The organism is Bradyrhizobium sp. SZCCHNS30572, assembly GCF_032484415.1.
In the GTDB taxonomy this organism is placed as follows: domain Bacteria; phylum Pseudomonadota; class Alphaproteobacteria; order Rhizobiales; family Xanthobacteraceae; genus Bradyrhizobium.
The window spans coordinates 77,408-96,767 of record NZ_JAUESY010000014.1 but is presented as its reverse complement, the minus strand read 5'-3'; the positions used below and the strand labels follow the sequence as shown (position 1 = coordinate 96,767).

The window sequence follows — 19,360 nt, the reverse complement described above, 5'->3', positions numbered from 1 at the left end:
TCGCGCGCTGCTCACCGCACCGAAAAGGGCGACTGGTAGGGCCGCCCGAACGGCACGCCGTTGATCACCGTCTGCACCGGCTTGAGCTGCAGCTTGCCCTCGCGCTTGTTGCCGCGGGTATCGACGAAGCTGACGGGCCCCTCGACCAGGTCCATGATTGCGACGTCGGCCGGCGCACCGACCTGCAAGCTGCCGATCTTCGGCGCACGGTTGATGATCTTGGCCGGCGCCGAGGTGGCCATGCTCACCACCTGCTCCAACGAAAATCCCATAGCGATGAATTTCGCCATCACGTTGGGCAGGAACGGCATGCCCGGGCTGTTGCCGGAGAAGACATGGATGTCGGAGGAGATGGTGTCCGGGCCGCAGCCGCCGGGGATCGCGACCTCGGCCACGGTGAAATCGAAGCTGCCGCCGCCATGGCCGACATCGAACAGCACGCCGCGCTGCTTGGCGGCGAGCGCCGCGGGCAGCAGCTTGCCGTCCTGGACGATGTTGGTGAAGGCGCCGCCCATATTCGGCGCGCCGGAATAGGCATGGGTCAGGATGTCGCCGGGGCGCAGCAGGTCCAGGATCTGCGACATCAACTCGCCGGTCTCGACCCCACCGATATGCACCATCATCCGCGCCGGCCAGCCGCACAGCTCGCAGGCCTTGATGCCGCGCTTCAGCGGCTCCAGCCCATGCTTGAAGATCACGTTCTCCGACATTCGCACCTTGACCCCGAGCAGGAAGTCCGGGTTCTCCGCCAGCGCCATGGCGCAGGCGTCTACCTGCGCATTGTCGATGTTGTAGAGCTCGGCCACCGGAAACGCCGACAGGCCGTTGTTGGCGATGTGGACGAAGGCGTAGATGCGTGCCCGCGACTGGGCGGCGATGAAGCGGCGCAACGCCGCAAGATTGTTGACGCCGGCATCGCCGGCCGAGACGACCGTCGTCGTGCCCTGGAATTGCACCAGTTCGTCGGGCGGGATCCCGATCGCCGAGCCATAGGGATAGACATGGCTGTGGAGGTCGATGAGGCCCGGCGTCACCAACCGGCCGTTGGCGTCGATCGACCGCAGCGCCCGCTCGGCCGGTATCTCGGGCTCGACCGCTTCGACGACGCCCCAGCGGATCCCGATGTCGCGCTTGGCTCGGAGCGACTGGCTTGGATCGATCACGTCGCCGCCCTTGATCACCAGATCGAACTTGTCGGCCGGCCCCACCGCGGCGCCGGCAGGACCCGATAGCGCGGCCATGGCGGCCGCTCCGGACGACAGCAGGAATTTGCGGCGCGACAGCGCAGACATGGTCAGCCTCCCCACGCTTGTTTGTAGTTGCGGGGAGCATGCGCCTTGTCCCCCTCGCCAGCAAGGCCGGCCCGGAAAGAATGAGACTTTGTGCCAACGATCTCGGCGCGGGTCTGTCGTTGCGCCGTTGACGCAGTGCATTAAGATGTCACGGCAGTCATCCCCGCGAGACCGCATGATTTCGATCTCCCGCCCTCTCATCGCAATCGTCCTCTGCGCATCATCAGCGTCTGCCGCCCGGGCCGACGACACCGTCGAGGTTGCTCGGACCTGGGGCCTGATCGGAACCTGGGCCGCCGACTGCAGCGCACCCGCGGTCAAGGGCCGCGGCGCCATCATCTCCTACGAAGTCACTGACGATGGTCACCTGATCTATCGTCGTGACCACGATCCGTCCGACGTCAACCAGGTGGCGAGCGCACGCGTCGAGGCGGACCAGACGCTGGTGCTCTCGATCGTGCTGCCCAAAGCACGCCAGACGCGAGAGAACGGGATCACCCGGACCGCCGACGGCAACATCCGCTCCGCGTTCAATCGCGGCGAGGACGACAGCTACACCATTCGTGACGGCCGCTTCGTCGCCAACGGCAAGCCGACGCCAGCGCTCAGGAAGTGCGACTGACGCGGCAGGCTCGAGGGGACGGCACGGTTCGCGCGCGAGCGTGAAGACCAAATCTGAACGTGTATTCAGCAACTTCGTGGAAGTTCCTGCGGAACGTTCTTTCACACTTCAAGTTGATCCCGCACTTTCATTCTGGAGGACAACATGAAGAAAATCGCTCTCGCGCTCGCTTCCCTTGCGGTCGTCGCGCTCGCGGCACCGTCGATCGCCAACGCCGAGACGGTGGTCATCAAGCGTGGCGGCCATCACTACCACCACGGCTGGGATCGGTCCCACGCCGAATACCGCATGCATCGTGAGTACCGGCCTCACCGCTATGTCCGGCCGTTCCACCGCCATCACGATCGCACCGTGATCATCCGGCGCGACTGATCTGCAACTTCGACACAGCAATGGCCCCGAGAGGGGCCATTTTCTGTGGCGTTCGTTCTGACGTCCGTTCTCGCAGGGGCTCCGCGTGGTGGTCAGCGGTCCCATTCCGGCGCAAAGGCCGGATTGACGAAGCGCTTGTCCTTCGGGAGGGACGCGATGGTGGCACGATCCTCATCATCGAGTTGAAGCTTCATCGCATCCCAGTTCGCACGCTGACTTTCCGGACGCGCGGCCTTGGGGATCGCCGCCACCCCATCCTGGTCCAACAGCCATTTCAGTGCGACCTGGGCGGCGCTCGCGCCATGCTTCCTGCCGATGGCCCCCAGCGTCTCGTCGGCGGCGGCGCGTCCCTGCGCCAGCGGGCAATAGGCCACCAGGGGAATCGACCGGCTCGCCATGTAGGCCATCAGCTTCGACTGGTCGAGCATCACATGATACTCGACCTGATTGCAGGCAACAGGTGCCTCGACGTCCTCCACCGCCTGTTTCAGCAGCGCGACGGTGAAGTTGGCGACGCCGATCGCGCGCGTACGCCCCTCCTCCTTCAGCTTCAACAGCGTCTCCAGCGCGGCCGGCAGGTTCATCCCCTTGGCCGGCCAGTGGATGAGATAGAGATCGACGAAATCCAGTCTGAGCTTCCTCAGACTCGTATCGAATGCGCGACGGATCGCGTCCGGCGCGAGGTTCTCCGGCCAGACCTTGGTGGTGACGTGCAATTCGGCGCGCGGCAGATTTGTTGCCGCAAGTGCAGCACCGATCGCGTCCTCGTTGGCATACATCTCCGCGGTGTCGATGTGGCGGTAGCCGAGCGCAAGCGCGCTCTCGACGGCCTCGCGGCAGACAGTGCCCTGCATGCGAAAGGTGCCGAGCCCGAGCTTGGGCAGACGGATACCCTGGGTGTCGATGGCGTTCATGAAATCTCCTGGAATCGCGCGAGCCATCCGCCAGCAAACGCCGGCGGCAGCCTCGAAACATCAAGACCTTGGCGGGAAGCGCTCAACTTGCCTTTGCTCCGCTTGCGAGTTCAAGCGAGCCGGCATCCGCCTCAATCAAGATGTCGGGAGCGAGGTTCCTGAACGCGACGGGCGCGCGGGGTAGCCCCGCCGATCAGCGCCAGTTACAGATGCCGCCGCTGCCAGGCCGGCACGGCCAGGTCTGAATGCGCGTATCCATCGCCTGCGCGTCGAGCGGATTGCCGCGCCGATGGACGAGCTTGGTGCGGGCGGCGCCGCGGGGCCGCTCGACCGTCCTCGTGCCATGAGCCCGCCGGGTGGCGACGGCGCGCGGGATGCCGGAGCTGACGTCGGGGTCAACAGCAGAACGGACGGCGACCGCAGGTCGATCTGTTTTGGCTTCGATGGGCACAGGTTCGAAATGCGCCTCGGGGCCGAGCGGCTCCGGCGACAACACGGCCTTCGACAAATCGAGCTTGAGGAAGTCACCCGGCTGATAGGCCCCTGCCACAGCATCGGTCGCTGCGAGCAACACGGCGCATGTAATCGTGCCGACAACAGCTCTCAACACCATCCCATCCTCCCGTTCCCCCGCGTAACGCCACCTTACGCGCGCCCCCTGCCATGAGATCTCCGCACGCCCGCTGACGGCAAACGCGCACGGCTGCAAGAACCGGCTGCGAGCGCCTGAGTTCGCGCCACGCATCATGTTCGATAATCGACCGTTATCAGTTCGGAGAAAGCGCCCGCCAACCGCCGGTCGTTCGACGCATCATAGCCAAAGTTCCGCGCTCGTCCCTCATGTAGGTCACGGCGCCGTCATTTCCAGGCCCAAAACTGCTGATCACGGTTACCGCTGTGCACGCAAACGGGCGCTGCCGAGATAAGTCATACTAATTGGAGAATTCGATCCTGATGCGGCAACGCAGCCTCTCGGCGACGCCCGGCGCGATATGCATTACGCCAGGCTTGCCCGCGAACTCGCCGTCGAAATCGAGCGGACTGGCGAAACCGCGCCACGGCTCGATGCACAGGAACGGCACGCCGCCGGGCTTCGACCAGATTCCAAGCTGACGAAAATGATCCCAAGTTAACTCAAGCGCCGGTCCTGTGGTTCCGACGAGGCGAACCGAACGGCTGGCCAGCTGATCGAGGATGACGGCATCATCGTCGAACAGACGTTCGCTCAACGGGAGCACGCGGCCCTCGATCGGTGAGGGCTCCGGCCGCTCGCGCAGCAAACCGCCAGTCAGACGGCGGATCGGCGCCGGCTCCGGCTCTGCAAAAATCAGCCGATAGCTCTCCTTCGGCTGGCCGGGGAGCAGCGGCCAGTTGAAGGCGGGATGGCCGCCGAACGAGGCGGGCAGAACCTCCGCGCCGGGGTTGGCGATTTCGACCGCCACGTCCAGCGCATCAGCGGTGATCCGGTAGCTCACCGTGAGACGGAAGGCGAACGGATAGCGCGCCCGCGTCGTCTCGTCGTCGGTCAGCTGCAACACGCACGACTCGGCCCCGCGCTCCAGCCAGGTGAATCGCAGGTCGCGGGCGAAGCCGTGCTGGGTCATCGGATAGGTCCGGCCGCGGTGGTGGAGCTGGTCATTCTTGAGTCGGCCGACGATCGGAAACAACCATGGCGCATGGCGCGGCCAGACGGCTCCGGCCTGCCACAGCAACTCCAGGCCCCCGGCCGTCTTCAACGAGCACAGCTCGGCGCCATCAGCCTTGACCGAGGCGGTGATGCCGCCCGCGCCGATCATGTGGAGGTCGTCGCTCATCTGCCGTCACCCACGTCGCAAAAAAAATCGCACGAGGTGATGCCGGATTGCGGCGGCAACGTCCAGGGGTGCGGTTCGTCACCAGCGCGTAGACCACCGCCACAAGCACAGGGGACGGGAACGTCGAACTCGCGACCGAAGCCGAGAATGTCGCCGCGCTCATAGGGCCCGCGCAGTGTCTCAAGGGTAGGCAACCCGCGCCAAATCTTCGTGCAGGCCGCAGCTTGCCGGACCCGATCATTCGTGTACGAATGACCGAAACCGGCTTGATGCTGCGCCGCGTGCAGGCGCAAACTGCCGCAAATACCTTGCCAGGAAAGAAGGACATCCCGATGGCCCATGACGCGCCGCAAGCAACCGGTCCCAGCAAGCTGGTCATCCGCAACATCGGCCTGATGCTGTCCGGCGCACTGGAACGGCCCATCCTGGACGCCGACACAATCGTCGCCGAGAACGGCAAGATCACGGGCATCGGCCGCTTCAAGGACGTCGACACCGAAGGCGCGACCACGATCGTCGACGCCCATGGCACGACGGTGGCGCCAGGCCTGATCGACAGCCATGTTCATCCGGTCGCCGGCGACTGGACGCCGCGGCAGAACCAGACCAACTGGATCGACTCCTATCTGCACGGTGGCGTCACCACGATGATCTCCGCCGGCGAGGTGCACATGCCCGGTCGCCCGCGCGACGTGGTCGGCCTGAAGGCGATGGCGATCTTCGCGCAGCGCGCATTCTGGACGCTCCGCCCCGGCGGCGTGAAGGTGCATGCCGGCGCGCCGGTGATCGAATGCGAGATGGTCGAGGACGATTTCAAGGAGCTCGCGGCGGCCGGCGTCAAGCTGCTCGGCGAAGTCGGCCTCGGCGGCGTCAAGGACGGCCCGACCGCGCGCAAGATGGTCGGCTGGGCGCGCAAATACGGCATCCAGAGCACCATCCACACCGGCGGTCCGTCGATTCCCGGCTCCGGCCTGATCGACAAGGACGTCGTGCTGGAGGCCGGCACCGACGTCATCGGACACATCAATGGCGGCCACACCGCCCTGCCCGACGATCAGATCCGCTGCATCTGCGAGGGCTGCAAGGCGGGGCTCGAGCTGGTGCACAACGGCAACGAGCGCTCGGCGCTGTTCACCTTGCGCACCGCGCGCGAGATGAACGATCTCCACCGCGTCATCCTCGGCACCGACGCGCCGGCCGGCTCCGGCGTGCAGCCGCTCGGGATCCTGCGCATGGTGTCGCTGCTGTCGTCGCTCGGCGACGTCCCCGCCGAGATCGCGTTCTGCTTCGCTACCGGCAACACAGCGCGGATGCGCGAGCTCGACTGCGGCCTGATTGAGATCGGCCGCTCCGCCGACTTCGTCATCATGGACAAGGCGCAGCACTCACCGGCCACGACCTTGCTCGACAGCGTCCAGCTCGGCGATCTCCCGGGTATCGGCATGACCATCATCGACGGCATCGTCCGCACCCAGCGCAGCCGCAACACGCCGCCGGCCACGAAGATCCCGGAGATCGTGGCGAAGTAATATCGTCGTAGAGCGGCATACACAGTCATTCCGGGGCGCCCAAAGGGCGAACCCGGAATCCCGAGATTGGCCTGCGCTGTTCTTTCCCTCTGCTCGGGATTCCGGGTTCGTCGCTTCGCGACGCCCCGGAATGACCTGGAGGAAGGGCTACCGCAGCCGGCTCAACAACCCCAGCAGCGTCTCGCGTTCCTTCGCATCCAGCGGTGCCAGTGTTTCCTTGGAGATGGCGAGCGCGAGCGGTGCGGTCTTCTCCGCGAGCTGCTGGCCGGCGCGGGTCAGGCTGACGAGCAGCCTGCGACCATCCTGCGGGTCCGGGCTGGTTTCGGTGAGACCGCGCGCGGTCAGCCGGTCGATCACACCTTTGATCGTCGCGACATCCATCGCCGTGAACCGTCCGAGCTGGTTCTGCGAGCACGGCCCGGTCTCGACCAGCTTCGACAGTGCCGCCCATTGCGTTGGCGTCAGGTTGCTGCCGATGTCGCGCGCGAAGATCATCGTGTGGCGCTGCCAGACCTGACGCAGGATGAAGCCGATCTGATCGTCGAGCACGTAATTTGATTTCGCCGCTTTGGCCGTGGCCTTCGCGGCGGCCTTTGCCTGCGGCTTCGGCGCGGTCTTCGTTGCGGTCCTTGCCGATCGCTTCAGCGTGGCGCTCTTGGCCATATCTTCCCTCGCCTCAGATCGACAGATGCGCGTCGCGGATGTCGGGCCGCGCGTCGAGCTCGGCCATGGTGCCGGAGAAGCAGATGCGGCCGCGCTCGATGATATAGGCGCGGTCCGAGATCAGCTTGGCGAAATGCAGGTTCTGCTCGGAGACGACCAGCGAGACGCCTTCCTTCTTCATGGTCAGGATCGCATCGACCATCTGCTCGACGATCTTCGGCGACAAACCCTCCGAGGGCTCGTCGAGCAGCACCAGCGACGGATTGCCCATCAGGGTACGGGCGATGGTGAGCATCTGCTGCTCGCCGCCGCTCATGCGCCCGCCCGGGCGGTTCTTCATCTCGCCGAGATTGGGGAACAACTGATAGAGTTTCTCGCGCGTCCATTGCGGCGCATTGGGCCGCGGCTTCTGCCGACCGACCTCGAGGTTTTCCTCCACCGTCAGCTCGGTGAAGATGCGGCGCTCTTCCGGAACATAGCCGAGGCCGGCGCGGACGATCTCATGGGTCGGCGCGGACGAGATGTCCTTGCCCTCGAACATGATCTGGCCCTCGCGCAGCTCGACCAGGCCGACAATCGAGCGGAACGTCGTCGATTTGCCGGCGCCGTTGCGCCCGAGCAGCGCCACCACCTCGCCCTCGCCGACCTCGAGGCCGATGTCGAACAGGATATGCGCCGGACCATAGTGGCTGTTGAGACTGGCGACGGACAGCTTCATGCCGGAGCTCCCTCGCGATGATCGGCATCATACAGCAGGCCTTCGCCGAGATAGATCGCCTGCACCTCCCGGTTGGCGCGCACCTCGGCTGGCGATCCCTCGGCAATGAGGCTGCCGCGATTGAGCACGAGAATGCGGTCCGCATGCTCGAATACCACGTCCATGTCGTGCTCCGTAAAGAGGACGCCGATCGACTGCTCACGCGCGATTCCAGCCGTCAGCCGCATCAGCTCGACACGCTCGCGCGGCGCCATGCCGGCGGTCGGCTCGTCCATGAGCAGCAGCTTCGGCTGGTTGGCGAGCGCGATCGCGAGCTCCAGCCGCTTGAGGTCGCCATAGGCGAGCTCGCCGCAGGGACGCTCGGCATAGCCGGCCATGCCGACGAGATCGAGCAGGCGATCGGCTTCGTCGCGCTCGATGGCAACCATCGGGCTCCAGAAATCGAACAGGCGGCGATGATGCGAGACCAGCGCGACCTGGATGTTCTCACGCACGGTCATGGTCGGATAGGTCGCGGTAATCTGGAAGGTGCGGCCGACCCCGAGCCGCCAGACCTCGCGCGGCTTGCGCCCGGTGGTCTCCTGCCCCATCACCGTGATGCGGCCGCTATCCGGCACGTTCTGGCCGTTGAGCATGTCGAAGCAGGTGCTTTTCCCCGCGCCGTTCGGGCCGATCAGCGCCAGGATCTCGCCGGCCCGCAGCGTGAACGACACGTTGCGGACGGCGTGAATGCCGCCATAGGATTTAGACAGGCCTTCGACCGAGAGCAGCGACACGCCGAGACTCATTGTGCGCCCTCCATCTTGGCCGACAGCGAAGCCCCCTTGGGGGACATTGCGCGGCGCCGATGCATGACGGTCTCGACCACGCCCACGATGCCTTTCGGGAACACCACCACGATCAGCACGATGAAGATGCCGAGCACGAGCTTCGACCAGTCGGTCTGGCTGACCAGCCAGATGTTGAGCGCCTTGTAGACGATGGCGCCGAAGATCGCGCCGGGCACCGTCTCGACGCCGCCGAGCAACACCATCACGAGCGCATCGACCGAGAGCGAGATGCCCATGTTGTCAGGGAAGACGCTGCCCTTGAGATAGGCGAACAGCGCGCCGCCGATGCCGGCCGTCGTGCCGGCGATGATGAAAGCCGTCCACTGGATGCGCTTGCCGTTGATACCGATGGACTCGCTGCGCAGCGGCGAGTCCCGCATGCCGCGCAAGGCGTAGCCGAACGGCGAGAAGGTGATCAGGCGCAGCACGCTGACGACGAACGCGGAGACGCCGAGCGCGAGCCAGTAGAAGTGCGACGGCGACGCGGCCCATTTCTCCGGCCAGAGCCCGAGAATGCCGTTGTCACCCCCGGTGACCGCGACCCATTGGAACGCGATCGACCAGACGATCTGCGCAAAGGCCAAGGTCAGCATCGCGAAATACACGCCCGAGAGCTGGACGGCGAAGGCGCCGAACACGGCCGCACCAAGCGCGCCGAGCAGCGGCCCCAGCAAGAGGCAGGCGATCATCGGCAGCCCCGCCATCTTCGCGAGGAAGGCGACGCCATAAGCGCCGAGGCCGAAATAGGCGGCGTGACCAAACGAGGCGAGCCCGCCGACCGCCATCAGGAAATGCAGCGACGCCGCGAAGATCACGAAGATCGCGATCTCGGCGCCCACGGTCAGCGCGTAGTTGCCGGCGATGAAGGGCAGCATCGCCGCCAGCGCGAGAGCGACGAGGGACGCCAGCCGCTCGACCGAGCTTAGCGGGCGCCAGGGAATGACGGTGAGGCCCGGCGTGCGGCGCGCCGGCGCCTCCTTCTTGCCGAACAGGCCCCAGGGACGGACCACCAGAACCACGGCCATCACCAGGAACACCAAGATCAGCGAGATCGTCGGAAAAATGAGAATGCCGAACGCATTCAATTCGGACACTAGCACGGCGGCAACGAAGGCGCCGAGGATGCTACCGAGGCCGCCGATCACGACGACGACGAACACCTCGACGATGATGCGCAGATCCATCGCGTGATGGACCGCGTCGCGCGGGATCTGCAGCGCGCCGCCGAGCGCGGCGAGGAAGACGCCGACCGCAAACACCGAGGTGAACAGCCATTTCTGGTTGACGCCGAGCGCGGCCACCATGTCGCGGTCCTGCGTCGCCGCGCGCACCAGGATGCCCCAGCGGGTGCGCTGGAACAGCAACCACAGCACCCCGAGCACGATCGGACCGAGCGCGATCAGGAACAGGTCGTAGCTCGGAATGTTCTGGCCGAAGAAATCGACCGCACCTTTCAATCCTGGCGCGCGGCGGCCGACCAGGTCGTCCGGCCCCCATATCAGCACAACGAGATCCTCGACCATCAGCGTCAAGCCGAAGGTCGCGAGCAGCTGGAACAGCTCCGGCGCGTGATAGATCCGGCGCAGCAGCACGATCTCGACGAGCACGCCGACGGCCGCGACCGCGAGCGCTGCCACGACGATGCCGCCCCAGAAGCCGAGCGGACCGGACAGCCTCTCAGTGAGCGAAAAGGCCACATAGGCGCCGAGCATGTAGAACGCGCCATGGGCGAAATTCACGATGCGGGTGACGCCGAAGATGATCGACAGTCCCGACGCCACCAGGAACAGCGAGGCTGCACTGGCAAGGCCGGTCAGGAACTGGACGAAATAGAAGGCCATGGGCGGTCCGCGTGAGGAGATCGTCGAATCGATGAGCCGCGTTTGCGCTCGGCGCTCCCTCAAAGAGCTGGCGAGCAAGCGTGGGGTGAGGGATCTCGGCCCGAACCTGCAGATCAGGCGTCGTATTCCCTCACCCCGCCCGCTCTCCCCCTGCGGGAGAGGGAGAAGCAGGATCGTGTGGATCAGTCCTTCGGCCGGAGCTTGCCGACCTCCGCGTCACCAGGCAGGTAGTCCGAGCCCTTGCGATAGACGGCGTCGACCATGATGCCCTTGCCGTCCTTCAGCGCAGTCTTGCCGACGTAAGCGCCGAGCGTCGACTGGTGATCGATCTTGCGGAACGTGATTTCACCGAAGGGCGACGGCACCGACAGTCCCTCGGCCGCGGCGATCAGCTTGTCGGTATCGGTCGAGCCGGCCTTGGCGAGGATGGCGGCTGCCGACTTGATGGTCTGGTAGCCGACGATCGAACCAAGCCGCGGATAGTCGTTATATTTGGCCTGATACGCCTTCAGGAACGCGTCGTGCTCGGGCGTCTTGATCGAATACCAGGGATAGCCGGTGACGATCCAGCCCTCGGGCGTCTCCTCCTTGAGCGGATCGAGATATTCCGGCTCGCCGGTCAGGAAGCTGACGACCTTGCGGTCCTTGAACAGGCCGCGGGTGTTGCCCTCGCGGACCAGCTTCACGAGATCGGCGCCGAAGGTGACGTTGAGGATCGCCTCCGGATTGGCGGCGGCGACGGCCTGCACCACCGGACCGGCGTCGATCTTGCCCTGCGGCGGCCACTGCTCGTCCACCCACTGGATGTCGGGCCGTTTCTCCGACAAGAGCTTCTTGAACACGGCGACGGCCGACTGGCCATATTCATAGTTCGGCGCAATGGTGGCCCAGCGCTTGGCGGGAAGCTTGGCGGCCTCCTCCACCAGCATCGCCGCCTGCATGTAGTTCGACGGACGCAGGCGGAAGGTGTATTTGTTGCCCTTCGCCCAGGTGATGGCGTCGGTCAGCGGCTCGGCCGCCAGGAAGAACACTTTCTTCTGGTTGGCGAAGTCGCTGACGGCGAGTCCAATGTTCGACAGGAAGGTGCCGGCGAGCATCGCGACGTTCTCGCTCGACACCAGCTCGTTGGCTGCGGTCTGCGCGTCGGCCGGCTTGCCGCTGTCGTCCTTGGAGACGACGACGAGCTTCTTGCCGTTGATGCCGCCGGCCGCGTTGACCTCCTCGACTGCGAGCTGCCAGCCCTTGCGATAAGGCTCGGTGAAGGCCGGCAGCAGCGAATAGCTGTTGATCTCGCCGATCTTGATGACGTCCTCGGCGCGCGCCGCGCCCGTCAATCCCGCGACGGCAAGGCCCAGGCCTGCCGCAAGCATCGTTCTCCGTCGCATCCCTTCAGCCTCCATGTTGAGTCGAATTACCGTAGACCGTCCTCGCCCTTGATCTCGGCGACCGTGAGCCCGCCGACGCGCGGCAGCGGACGGCCGCTGTCGGTGACCGCGAGCGCGACCATGATCTCATTGGCGCGCGGCGCGTCGTTGATCTGCACCTCCATGCCATCGAAATGACTGCGCACGAAGGCCGCATCTTTATGGCCGAGCGGAATGTCGAGCGTGCAGCCGACGCCGCCGCGCTTCTTCGACGACGGGATCAGCGCCGCGCCCTTGCCGAGTACCTTGCGCACCGGCGCGCCCATTTTCGGATGCAGGATCGCGGCCGCATGCTCCAGCTCGCCGTCGCTGCCGACGGCGGCCGCCTTGCCGTAGCTGTGCGCGGCCGGCCCTTCGATGCCGAGCGCGGCCACGGCGCGCTTGGCCAGCATCTCGCCCAGCTCCTCGCCGATCGCAATCAGAGGCGACAGGTCCTCGACATAGCGGCCGGCAAACGGATTCTCGATCACCGCCACTGCCGCAGCCCGCCGCGTCGGCGGCGAGACGGACCGGCCCATCTCCTGATGGACTTCCTCGACCACGGTCACGATCTTTCTGATGACGGCGCTCATCGATGATCCTTCGTGTTCCTGCACATCATGCATCAAACCTCACGCCGCCGCCGCTCGCAACTGCGGCCGACGAACGATCTCGATCGCGCGCGGACCGACAACGCGAATGTTGCCGCGAAGCTGCAGAACGGCGCCTTCGATCAGACCGGCCGACAGCAGCGACTGCCCACGATGCTCGCCCGCGGCCAGCGCTTCGGCAACCTCGACATCACGGAGCTCTCCGACCTCGCATGTGACGAGGCGATCACCGAGATCGGTCTCCGGTTGCAACTCGCAGGCGGGTCGGCGAAGCACGGCCGGATGACCCGGAAGATCGACCGCGTTGCCGATCACCGTCGCCGCCGCATCCGCCTGCGCCGCGCTGCGCGCGAGTACCGTCACCGCGTCGGCAATGCCCAGCGAGAAACTGCGGCCGTGGCGGCCCGACGTGGCGACGCCGCCGATCGCATCGGCAGCACGAAGCGTCATCCTGCGCATCACACCTGCGCCGTCGGGACGGTCCATCAGCCCGACGCTGAAGGTGGCGGCATCCCGCAGATGGAGTGCGATGTCACCGCCATTGTTGACATAGGCCCGCGTCAGCTTCGTCGCGCCGCGCATGGCGCCGAGGATCTCCTCGGCCACGCTCCCGGCAACCGCGGCCATCGGCGTGATGAACATTTCGCGCGCGAACGGCGACACGGCCGCATGCATCCGCCGCGCGACGACACCTTTCAATCGGCATCGATCGTGATCGGCGCCCCTGCGCAGATCGGACAGTTCCGTACACAGCTCGTCCAAGAGACCCGTGAAACGCTCGACCGCCGCCCGATAGGCCGCGCGGATATCACCATCGACCGCGTCGGCGCCGATGATCAGATCGATCGGGCCGTCCTGCAGATGCAGCCGCCGGTCGGGCAACAAGGCGATCTGTGGCTGCCGGGTCATGCACCCGGCCTCGGCCACGGCAGTTGGCGAATGTCCTTGCTGACATCCTTGAGCGAAGCGAGCGGCTGGACGTAATCCATGTGCCCGCCGAGCGCCGCATAATCCGATAGCCTCAGCGTAAACTCGATCGGCGCGACGATCGCCGGCGTCGGCACATAGCCGAAGGCGCCGGCCGGCATCTGGGTCACGTCGACCATATAGGTGATGCCGCCGCCCGGCCAGACATAGACCGGCGCACCGCCGCTCGTCACCCGCGTCAGCGTATCCTTGACCGAACGCGTCAGCCGCACCGGATTGTCGGTGACGCCGGCGCGCAGCGAGCCGCCGGCACCGGCCATGAACAGCACGGTGCACAGCGCCGGCTCGCAGTTCTCCTGGATGCGCTCGACCGAGAACTGCAGCTCCGGCGGCATCTCGCGCTGCACCGGCCTGAGCGTCTCGTCGAGCACGTAGTATCCGGCATGCTCGCCCGTCGTGGACACCATCAGCAGCGTCGTTCCCGGCTTCGCCGTCTTGGGATCGAATGGCCCGAGGATCGACAGCGGATCGGAGATGTCGGTGCCGCCCCAGCCGGTTCCGGGCTGCGCCACCTGGAAGTAGCGGCCCGGCGTCGAGCGTCGTCCCTTCATCTTGATGCCTGTCGCGGGAATGTCGAGCAGCTTGCCGGCCTGGTGCTCTGACAGCACGCCGGTGATGTGATCATCGACCACGACGACCTCGTCGACCTTGCCTTGCCATTGCTTGGCGAACATGCCGATCGTGGCCGAGCCGCAGCCGACGCGCATGCGCTCTTCCTTGACGCCGTTGACGATCGGGGGCTGCCCCGCCTGCACCATCACGCTGGAGCCGCCGTCGACCACGAGTTCCACGGCCTTGCGGTTGCTGAGGTCCATCAGCGCGTCACAGGTGACACGCCCCTCCTTCTTGGAGCCGCCCGTGAGATGATGCACGCCGCCGAGCGACAGCATCTGCGAGCCGTATTCGCTGGTCGTGACGTGACCGACCGCTTCGCCGTCGACGCGCACCGTCGCCGCTTCCGGGCCGAGATAGCGGTCGGTGTCGATCTTCACCTTGACGCCGCAATAGCTGAAGATGCCCTCGGTCACGACCGTGACCATGTCGACGCCATCGACGACCGATGACACGATGAACGGCGCCGGCTTATAGTCGGGATAAGTGGTGCCGGCGCCGATCGCGGTGACGAACAGCTCCGGCTGATGCACGATCTTGCCGTCCCAGTCGCCGCTCGCCTGGAACGGCACCAGCTTGCCGCCATGCGACACCGTACGCTCCAGCAGGATATGCGGATCGACGCGCACCAGCACACCGTCCTGATTGGCATAGCGGTCGCAGGCACCTGCCGCGCCCGGCTTGATGTAGCACATCACCGGGCAGGCATCGCAGCGGATCTTGTCACCTGCACCGTCGCTCGCCGTCTCAGTCACCATGCAGAGAAGCCCATCTTGGATCGGAGTTGGCGGCAGCCATCCACACGCCGCGGCAATTCGTTCGTATACGAATGATGTCGCGCCCCTCCGCCGACTGTCAAGCGCCACCGCGAACGAAAAGCACGATTGCCGGATAAACGATCAGTTTGCCCTGCACAATGACGACAAATCGTGCATACGCTGCAGCGCAATACGTGCCACTTGCATGTTAGTATACAAACGATACGCTCGGAGCGATCACTATCGCATCCTCGTTAACGATAGCATAGCGGACGACAGAAGGGCATGACGCCAGCAACGATTCGGCTGACCGTGAACGGACGGACGCATGACGTCGCGGCCGCGCCGGACACGCCCCTGCTCCATGTGCTGCGCAACGACCTCGCTCTGAACGGTCCGAAATACGGCTGCGGCCTGGGGGAATGCGGCGCCTGCACCGTACTGATCGACGGCCGCGCCGCCCGCTCCTGCGTCATTCCGGTGGAAGGCTGCATCGGCCGCGACGTCACCACGCTGGAAGGACTGGGCTCGCGCGAGGCGCCCGATCCGGTGCAGCAGGCCTTCATCGCCGAGCAGGCCGCGCAATGCGGCTACTGCCTCAACGGCATGATCATGACGACCAAGGCGCTGCTGGCGATCAAGCCCGATCCGTCACCCGACGAGATCAAGCAGGCGCTGCGCTACAATCTCTGCCGCTGCGGTGCGCATGTCGAAATCCTCCGCGCGGCGATGCGCGCGGCCGGCCACACGCTCGAGGCGCTGGACTGATGAACGATCGCCTCACCAAGAACGCCGACACGCCTCGCGGCTGGCTGGTTGTCGAACGTCCCATCGCCGGCAACGATGGCCAGTTCGAAACCTTCATCCGGATCACGGCGGCAGGCGAGGTCTCCGCCTTCAACGGCCATGTCGATCTCGGCACCGGCATCCGCACCGCGCTGGGACAGATCGTCGCAGAAGAGCTCGACGTCTCCTTCGCTCGGGTCGTGGTCGTGCTCGGGGACACCGCGGTCGTGCCGAACCAGGGCGCGACCATCGCCAGCGAGACAATTCAGATCACCGCCGTACCCCTGCGCAAGGCGGCGGCGCAGGCGCGCGCCTTCCTCTTGGCGCGGGCGGCGACGCAGCTCGACCTCGACGTTCAGGACTTGACGGTCGAGGACGGACTGGTCCGCGGGCCCAACAACCGCGTCCTCAGCTATGGCGAGCTGATCGGCGATGAGACGATCCGCCTCGAGCTCGCCGACGATATCCTCGTCAAGTCGGTGAACGACTATCAGGTCGTCGGCCGCTCGGTGCCGCGCGTCGACCTGCCGGCGAAGGCGACCGGTGAGCTCACTTACGTGCATGACGTTCGCGTCCCCGGCATGCTACACGGCCGCGTCGTGCGTCCGCCCTATGCCGGCGTCGATGCCGGCCCCTTCATCGGGACCAGCCTTCTTGGCGTCGATAGGGAGTCAGTGCGCGATGTCCCTGGCCTGGTCGACGTCGTCGTCATCGGCGACTTCATCGGCGTCGTCGCCGAGCGCGAGGAGAATGCGATCCGTGCCGCCGAGCGCCTCGAGGTGAAATGGAAGCCGGTGCCGACCCTGCGCGACCTCGACGATGTCGAGAACGCACTGCGGGCCAATCCGTCCGAGCCGCGCCGGCTGCTCGACAAGGGCGATGTCGATGCCGCCATCGCCGGCGCCGCCAAGCCGATGCGGAGGACCTATCTCTGGCCCTACCAGATGCACGGCTCGATCGGGCCGTCGTGCGCTGTCGCCGACTATCGCGACGGGCAGATCCGCATTTATTCCGGCACGCAGAATCCGCACATCCTGCGCGGCGATCTCGCCAAGCTGATCGACTGCCCCGAACACCAGATCGAGCTGATCCGCCTCGAGGCCGCCGGCTGCTACGGCCGCAACTGCGCTGACGACGTCACGGCCGATGCGCTGCTGCTGTCGCGTGCGGTCGGCCGCCCGGTGCGGGTGCAATTGTCGCGCGAGCAGGAGCATCTGTGGGAGCCCAAGGGCACCGCGCAGCTGATGGACGTCAATGGCGGCCTCAATGCCGACGGCTCGGTCGCGGCCTATGAGTTCGCCACGCGCTATCCCTCGAACGGCGCGCCGACGCTGGCGCTGCTGCTGACCGGGCGCATCGGACCGGAGCCTGCGGTGTTCGAGATGGGCGACCGCACCGCGATCCCGCCTTACGACTATGAGCACATGCGCGTCACGGCGCATGACATGCCGCCGATCGTGCGTGCGTCCTGGATCCGCGGTGTCTCGGCGCTGCCCAACACCTTCGCGCACGAGTCCTACATCGACGAGCTCGCCGCCGAGGCCGGCGTCGACCCGATCGAATACCGGCTGCGCTATCTGAAGGACGAGCGCGCACGTGATCTCGTGAACGCCGTGGCCGAGCGCGCCGGCTGGACGCCGCGCCCCGTGCGGGAGGAGAAGACGCCTGAGAACGGCGTCGTCCATGGCCGCGGCTTCGCCTACGCGCTCTACGTCCACAGCAAGTTTCCCGGCTACGGCGCGGCATGGTCGGCGTGGATCGCCGACGTCGCCGTGAATACGACCACCGGCGATGTCAGCGTCACGCGGGTCATTGCAGGCCAGGACTCCGGCCTGATGATCAATCCCGACGGGGTACGCCACCAGATCGAAGGCAACGTCATCCAATCCACCAGCCGTGCGCTGATGGAGGAGATTCCCTTCACGCGCGGCAAGGTCGCGGCACGGGAATGGGGCGCCTATCCGATCATCACCTTCCCCGACGTGCCTGAGATCGACGTGCTGATGCTGCCGCGGCCGGATCAGCCGCCGCTCGGCGTCGGCGAGTCCGCGTCCGTGCCCAGCGCCGCCGCGATCGCCAATGCGATCTACGACGCCACCGGCGTCCGCTTCCGCGAGCCGCCATTCACGCCGGAGCGCATCCTGAAAGGCCTGCGCGGCGAACGGGCGGAGACGCCGGCGCCGCAGTCGCTGCCCGCCCCCGAAAGACCGGCGACCACGTGGCCCAAGCCCTTTGCCAAGCGGGGCGGCGTGATCGCCACCGCCGTCGCGGCCTGCGCCGCGGCGATCGGCGTCGCCACCGCCGTGTTGCCCTGGCGCGCCATCGCGCCGATCACGCGCCCCGATCCCTCGGTCTATTCCGCAGCGACGATCGCGCGAGGCGAGGCGCTCGCGGCGCTCGGCAATTGCGCTGTCTGCCATACCGCGGATGGCGGCCTGATCAATGCCGGCGGCCGCGCACTGGAGACGCCGTTCGGCACGCTGTTCAGCACCAACATCACGCCCGACGTCGAGACTGGCATCGGCGCCTGGTCCTATCCCGCCTTCGAGCGCGCGATGCGCGAGGGCGTGCATCGCGACGGCCGGCAGCTCTATCCGGCGTTTCCCTACACGCATTTCGCGCGAACCGATGATGCCGACCTGCAGGCGCTCTACGCCTACCTGATGGCACAGGCGCCAGTGAGACAGCAGGCGCCTGACAACGCGCTGCGCTTCCCATTCAACCTGCGGCCGCTGGTCGCCGGATGGAACGCTCTGTTTCACGACACGCAGCCGTTCCGGCCCGATCCGACACAATCGGAGCAGTGGAATCGCGGCTTCTATCTCGTCGAAAGCCTCGGCCATTGCAGCGCCTGTCACTCGCCGCGCAACGCGCTCGGCGCCGAGCAGCGCAACGCACATCTGGCTGGCGGCTTCGCCGATGGCTGGGAAGCCCCTGCGCTGACCGCGCTCTCGACTGCCCCGATCCCGTGGACCGAGGACGAGCTCTACACTTATCTGCGCTCGGGGCAATCGCGCTTCCATGGTGTCGCGGCCGGTCCGATGGCGCCGATCGTGAAGGATCTCGCGACGCTGCCCGACGCGGACATTCGGGCCATGGCGATCTATCTCGCCTCGTTCCAGACGCCCTCGCCCGAGGCAGCGAAGCTGGAGGCGATGGCCGCGGAGTTGGAAGCGCGCACCAAGGCGACCTCGACGGCGTCTCCGGCGGCACGGCTCTATCTCGGCGCCTGCGCGGTCTGTCACGAGGTGGGCGGCCTGCCGCTGTTCGGCAGTCGGCCCTCGCTGGCGCTGAACAGCAACCTGCACAGCGCCACACCCGACAATCTGATCCAGGTGATCCTGCACGGGATCATGAAGCCGGTCTCGTCCGATCTCGGCTACATGCCGGCGTTCAAGGACCATCTCAGTGACGTCCAGATCGCCGAACTCGTCGCCTATCTTCGTCAGCAGTTTGCTCCGGACAAGCCGGCCTGGACGGGCGTCGACGCCGCCGTCGGTCGCATCAGATCCACCGTGGCGCAGTGAGGCTGAGCATGCTCCGTCTGCGCCCGGCGCCCCGACCACCACCCTGACGCGCATTCGGGCACCTCGTTGCCAGTAATTTCG

General features: G+C 66.1%; 17 protein-coding genes. 5 read left to right on the top strand and 12 right to left on the bottom strand.

Going from position 1 to position 19,360, the window contains the following annotated elements; genetic code table 11:
- Positions 1 to 11 precede the first annotated feature (11 nt).
- Positions 12 to 1,292, bottom strand: a complete 1,281-nt coding sequence (locus QX048_RS33705; protein WP_315828073.1) for an amidohydrolase/deacetylase family metallohydrolase — start codon at positions 1,290 to 1,292, stop codon at positions 12 to 14.
- A 175-nt stretch (positions 1,293 to 1,467) separates the two neighbouring features.
- Here QX048_RS33705 and QX048_RS33700 point away from each other — a divergent pair, with 175 nt between their 5' ends.
- Together QX048_RS33700 and QX048_RS33695 are read left to right on the top strand one after the other, a co-directional pair.
- A complete protein-coding gene (locus QX048_RS33700; protein ID WP_315752075.1) occupies positions 1,468 to 1,914 on the top strand; it encodes a hypothetical protein in 447 nt (148 codons plus the stop codon).
- 144 nt (positions 1,915 to 2,058) lie between these two features.
- Positions 2,059 to 2,286 (top strand): hypothetical protein, encoded by a 228-nt coding sequence (locus tag QX048_RS33695; RefSeq protein WP_315715512.1) that lies wholly within the window; start codon positions 2,059 to 2,061, stop codon positions 2,284 to 2,286.
- Between the two features lie 92 nt (positions 2,287 to 2,378).
- On the opposite strand, the gene QX048_RS33690 is transcribed toward QX048_RS33695, so the two are convergent.
- The 3 genes from QX048_RS33690 to QX048_RS33680 all read right to left on the bottom strand — a co-directional run bounded on the left by QX048_RS33690 (position 2,379) and on the right by QX048_RS33680 (position 5,014).
- On the bottom strand, positions 2,379 to 3,200 hold the full coding sequence (locus tag QX048_RS33690; RefSeq protein ID WP_315828072.1) for an aldo/keto reductase: 822 nt from the start codon (positions 3,198 to 3,200) through the stop codon (positions 2,379 to 2,381).
- 193 nt (positions 3,201 to 3,393) lie between these two features.
- Positions 3,394 to 3,813, bottom strand: coding sequence for a hypothetical protein (locus QX048_RS33685; RefSeq protein WP_315828071.1), 420 nt, complete (start codon positions 3,811 to 3,813; stop codon positions 3,394 to 3,396).
- Positions 3,814 to 4,132: 319 nt separating this feature from the next.
- Complete coding sequence (locus QX048_RS33680; RefSeq protein WP_315828070.1) at positions 4,133 to 5,014, bottom strand: aldose 1-epimerase family protein; 882 nt, start codon at positions 5,012 to 5,014, stop codon at positions 4,133 to 4,135.
- 332 nt (positions 5,015 to 5,346) lie between these two features.
- On the opposite strand from QX048_RS33680, the gene QX048_RS33675 reads away from it, so the two are divergent.
- Positions 5,347 to 6,543, top strand: a complete 1,197-nt coding sequence (locus QX048_RS33675; protein WP_315752147.1) for an amidohydrolase family protein — start codon at positions 5,347 to 5,349, stop codon at positions 6,541 to 6,543.
- Between the two features lie 147 nt (positions 6,544 to 6,690).
- Here QX048_RS33675 and QX048_RS33670 read toward each other — a convergent pair whose 3' ends face one another.
- The 8 genes from QX048_RS33670 to QX048_RS33635 all read right to left on the bottom strand — a co-directional run bounded on the left by QX048_RS33670 (position 6,691) and on the right by QX048_RS33635 (position 14,966).
- Complete coding sequence (locus QX048_RS33670) at positions 6,691 to 7,206, bottom strand: MarR family winged helix-turn-helix transcriptional regulator (protein ID WP_315752079.1); 516 nt, start codon at positions 7,204 to 7,206, stop codon at positions 6,691 to 6,693.
- Positions 7,207 to 7,219: 13 nt separating this feature from the next.
- Positions 7,220 to 7,924: an ABC transporter ATP-binding protein gene (locus QX048_RS33665; protein WP_315715507.1), complete on the bottom strand. Its 705-nt coding sequence runs from the start codon at positions 7,922 to 7,924 to the stop codon at positions 7,220 to 7,222.
- Complete coding sequence (locus tag QX048_RS33660) at positions 7,921 to 8,712, bottom strand: ABC transporter ATP-binding protein (RefSeq protein WP_315828069.1); 792 nt, start codon at positions 8,710 to 8,712, stop codon at positions 7,921 to 7,923. The genes QX048_RS33665 and QX048_RS33660 overlap by 4 nt, the downstream gene beginning before the upstream one ends.
- The gene (locus tag QX048_RS33655; RefSeq protein ID WP_315828068.1) at positions 8,709 to 10,595 is read right to left on the bottom strand and encodes an ABC transporter permease; all 1,887 of its coding nucleotides are present in this window, start codon (positions 10,593 to 10,595) and stop codon (positions 8,709 to 8,711) included. The genes QX048_RS33660 and QX048_RS33655 overlap by 4 nt, the downstream gene beginning before the upstream one ends.
- 182 nt (positions 10,596 to 10,777) lie before the next feature.
- A complete protein-coding gene (locus tag QX048_RS33650) occupies positions 10,778 to 11,980 on the bottom strand; it encodes an ABC transporter substrate-binding protein (protein ID WP_315715504.1) in 1,203 nt (400 codons plus the stop codon).
- A 26-nt stretch (positions 11,981 to 12,006) separates the two neighbouring features.
- Complete coding sequence (locus QX048_RS33645; protein ID WP_315715503.1) at positions 12,007 to 12,591, bottom strand: amino acid synthesis family protein; 585 nt, start codon at positions 12,589 to 12,591, stop codon at positions 12,007 to 12,009.
- Between the two features lie 39 nt (positions 12,592 to 12,630).
- A complete protein-coding gene (locus QX048_RS33640) occupies positions 12,631 to 13,518 on the bottom strand; it encodes a UPF0280 family protein (RefSeq protein ID WP_315828067.1) in 888 nt (295 codons plus the stop codon).
- Positions 13,515 to 14,966, bottom strand: a complete 1,452-nt coding sequence (locus QX048_RS33635) for a 6-hydroxynicotinate reductase (protein ID WP_315828066.1) — start codon at positions 14,964 to 14,966, stop codon at positions 13,515 to 13,517. Before QX048_RS33635 ends, QX048_RS33640 begins: the two co-directional genes overlap by 4 nt.
- A gap of 285 nt (positions 14,967 to 15,251) precedes the next feature.
- Between QX048_RS33635 and QX048_RS33630 the strand changes: the two genes are divergently transcribed.
- Positions 15,252 to 15,734, top strand: a complete 483-nt coding sequence (locus tag QX048_RS33630) for a (2Fe-2S)-binding protein (RefSeq protein ID WP_315715500.1) — start codon at positions 15,252 to 15,254, stop codon at positions 15,732 to 15,734.
- Entirely contained in the window at positions 15,734 to 19,279 is a 3,546-nt protein-coding gene (locus QX048_RS33625) for a molybdopterin cofactor-binding domain-containing protein (RefSeq protein ID WP_315828065.1), read from the top strand. Before QX048_RS33630 ends, QX048_RS33625 begins: the two co-directional genes overlap by 1 nt.
- Positions 19,280 to 19,360: the final 81 nt, after the last annotated feature.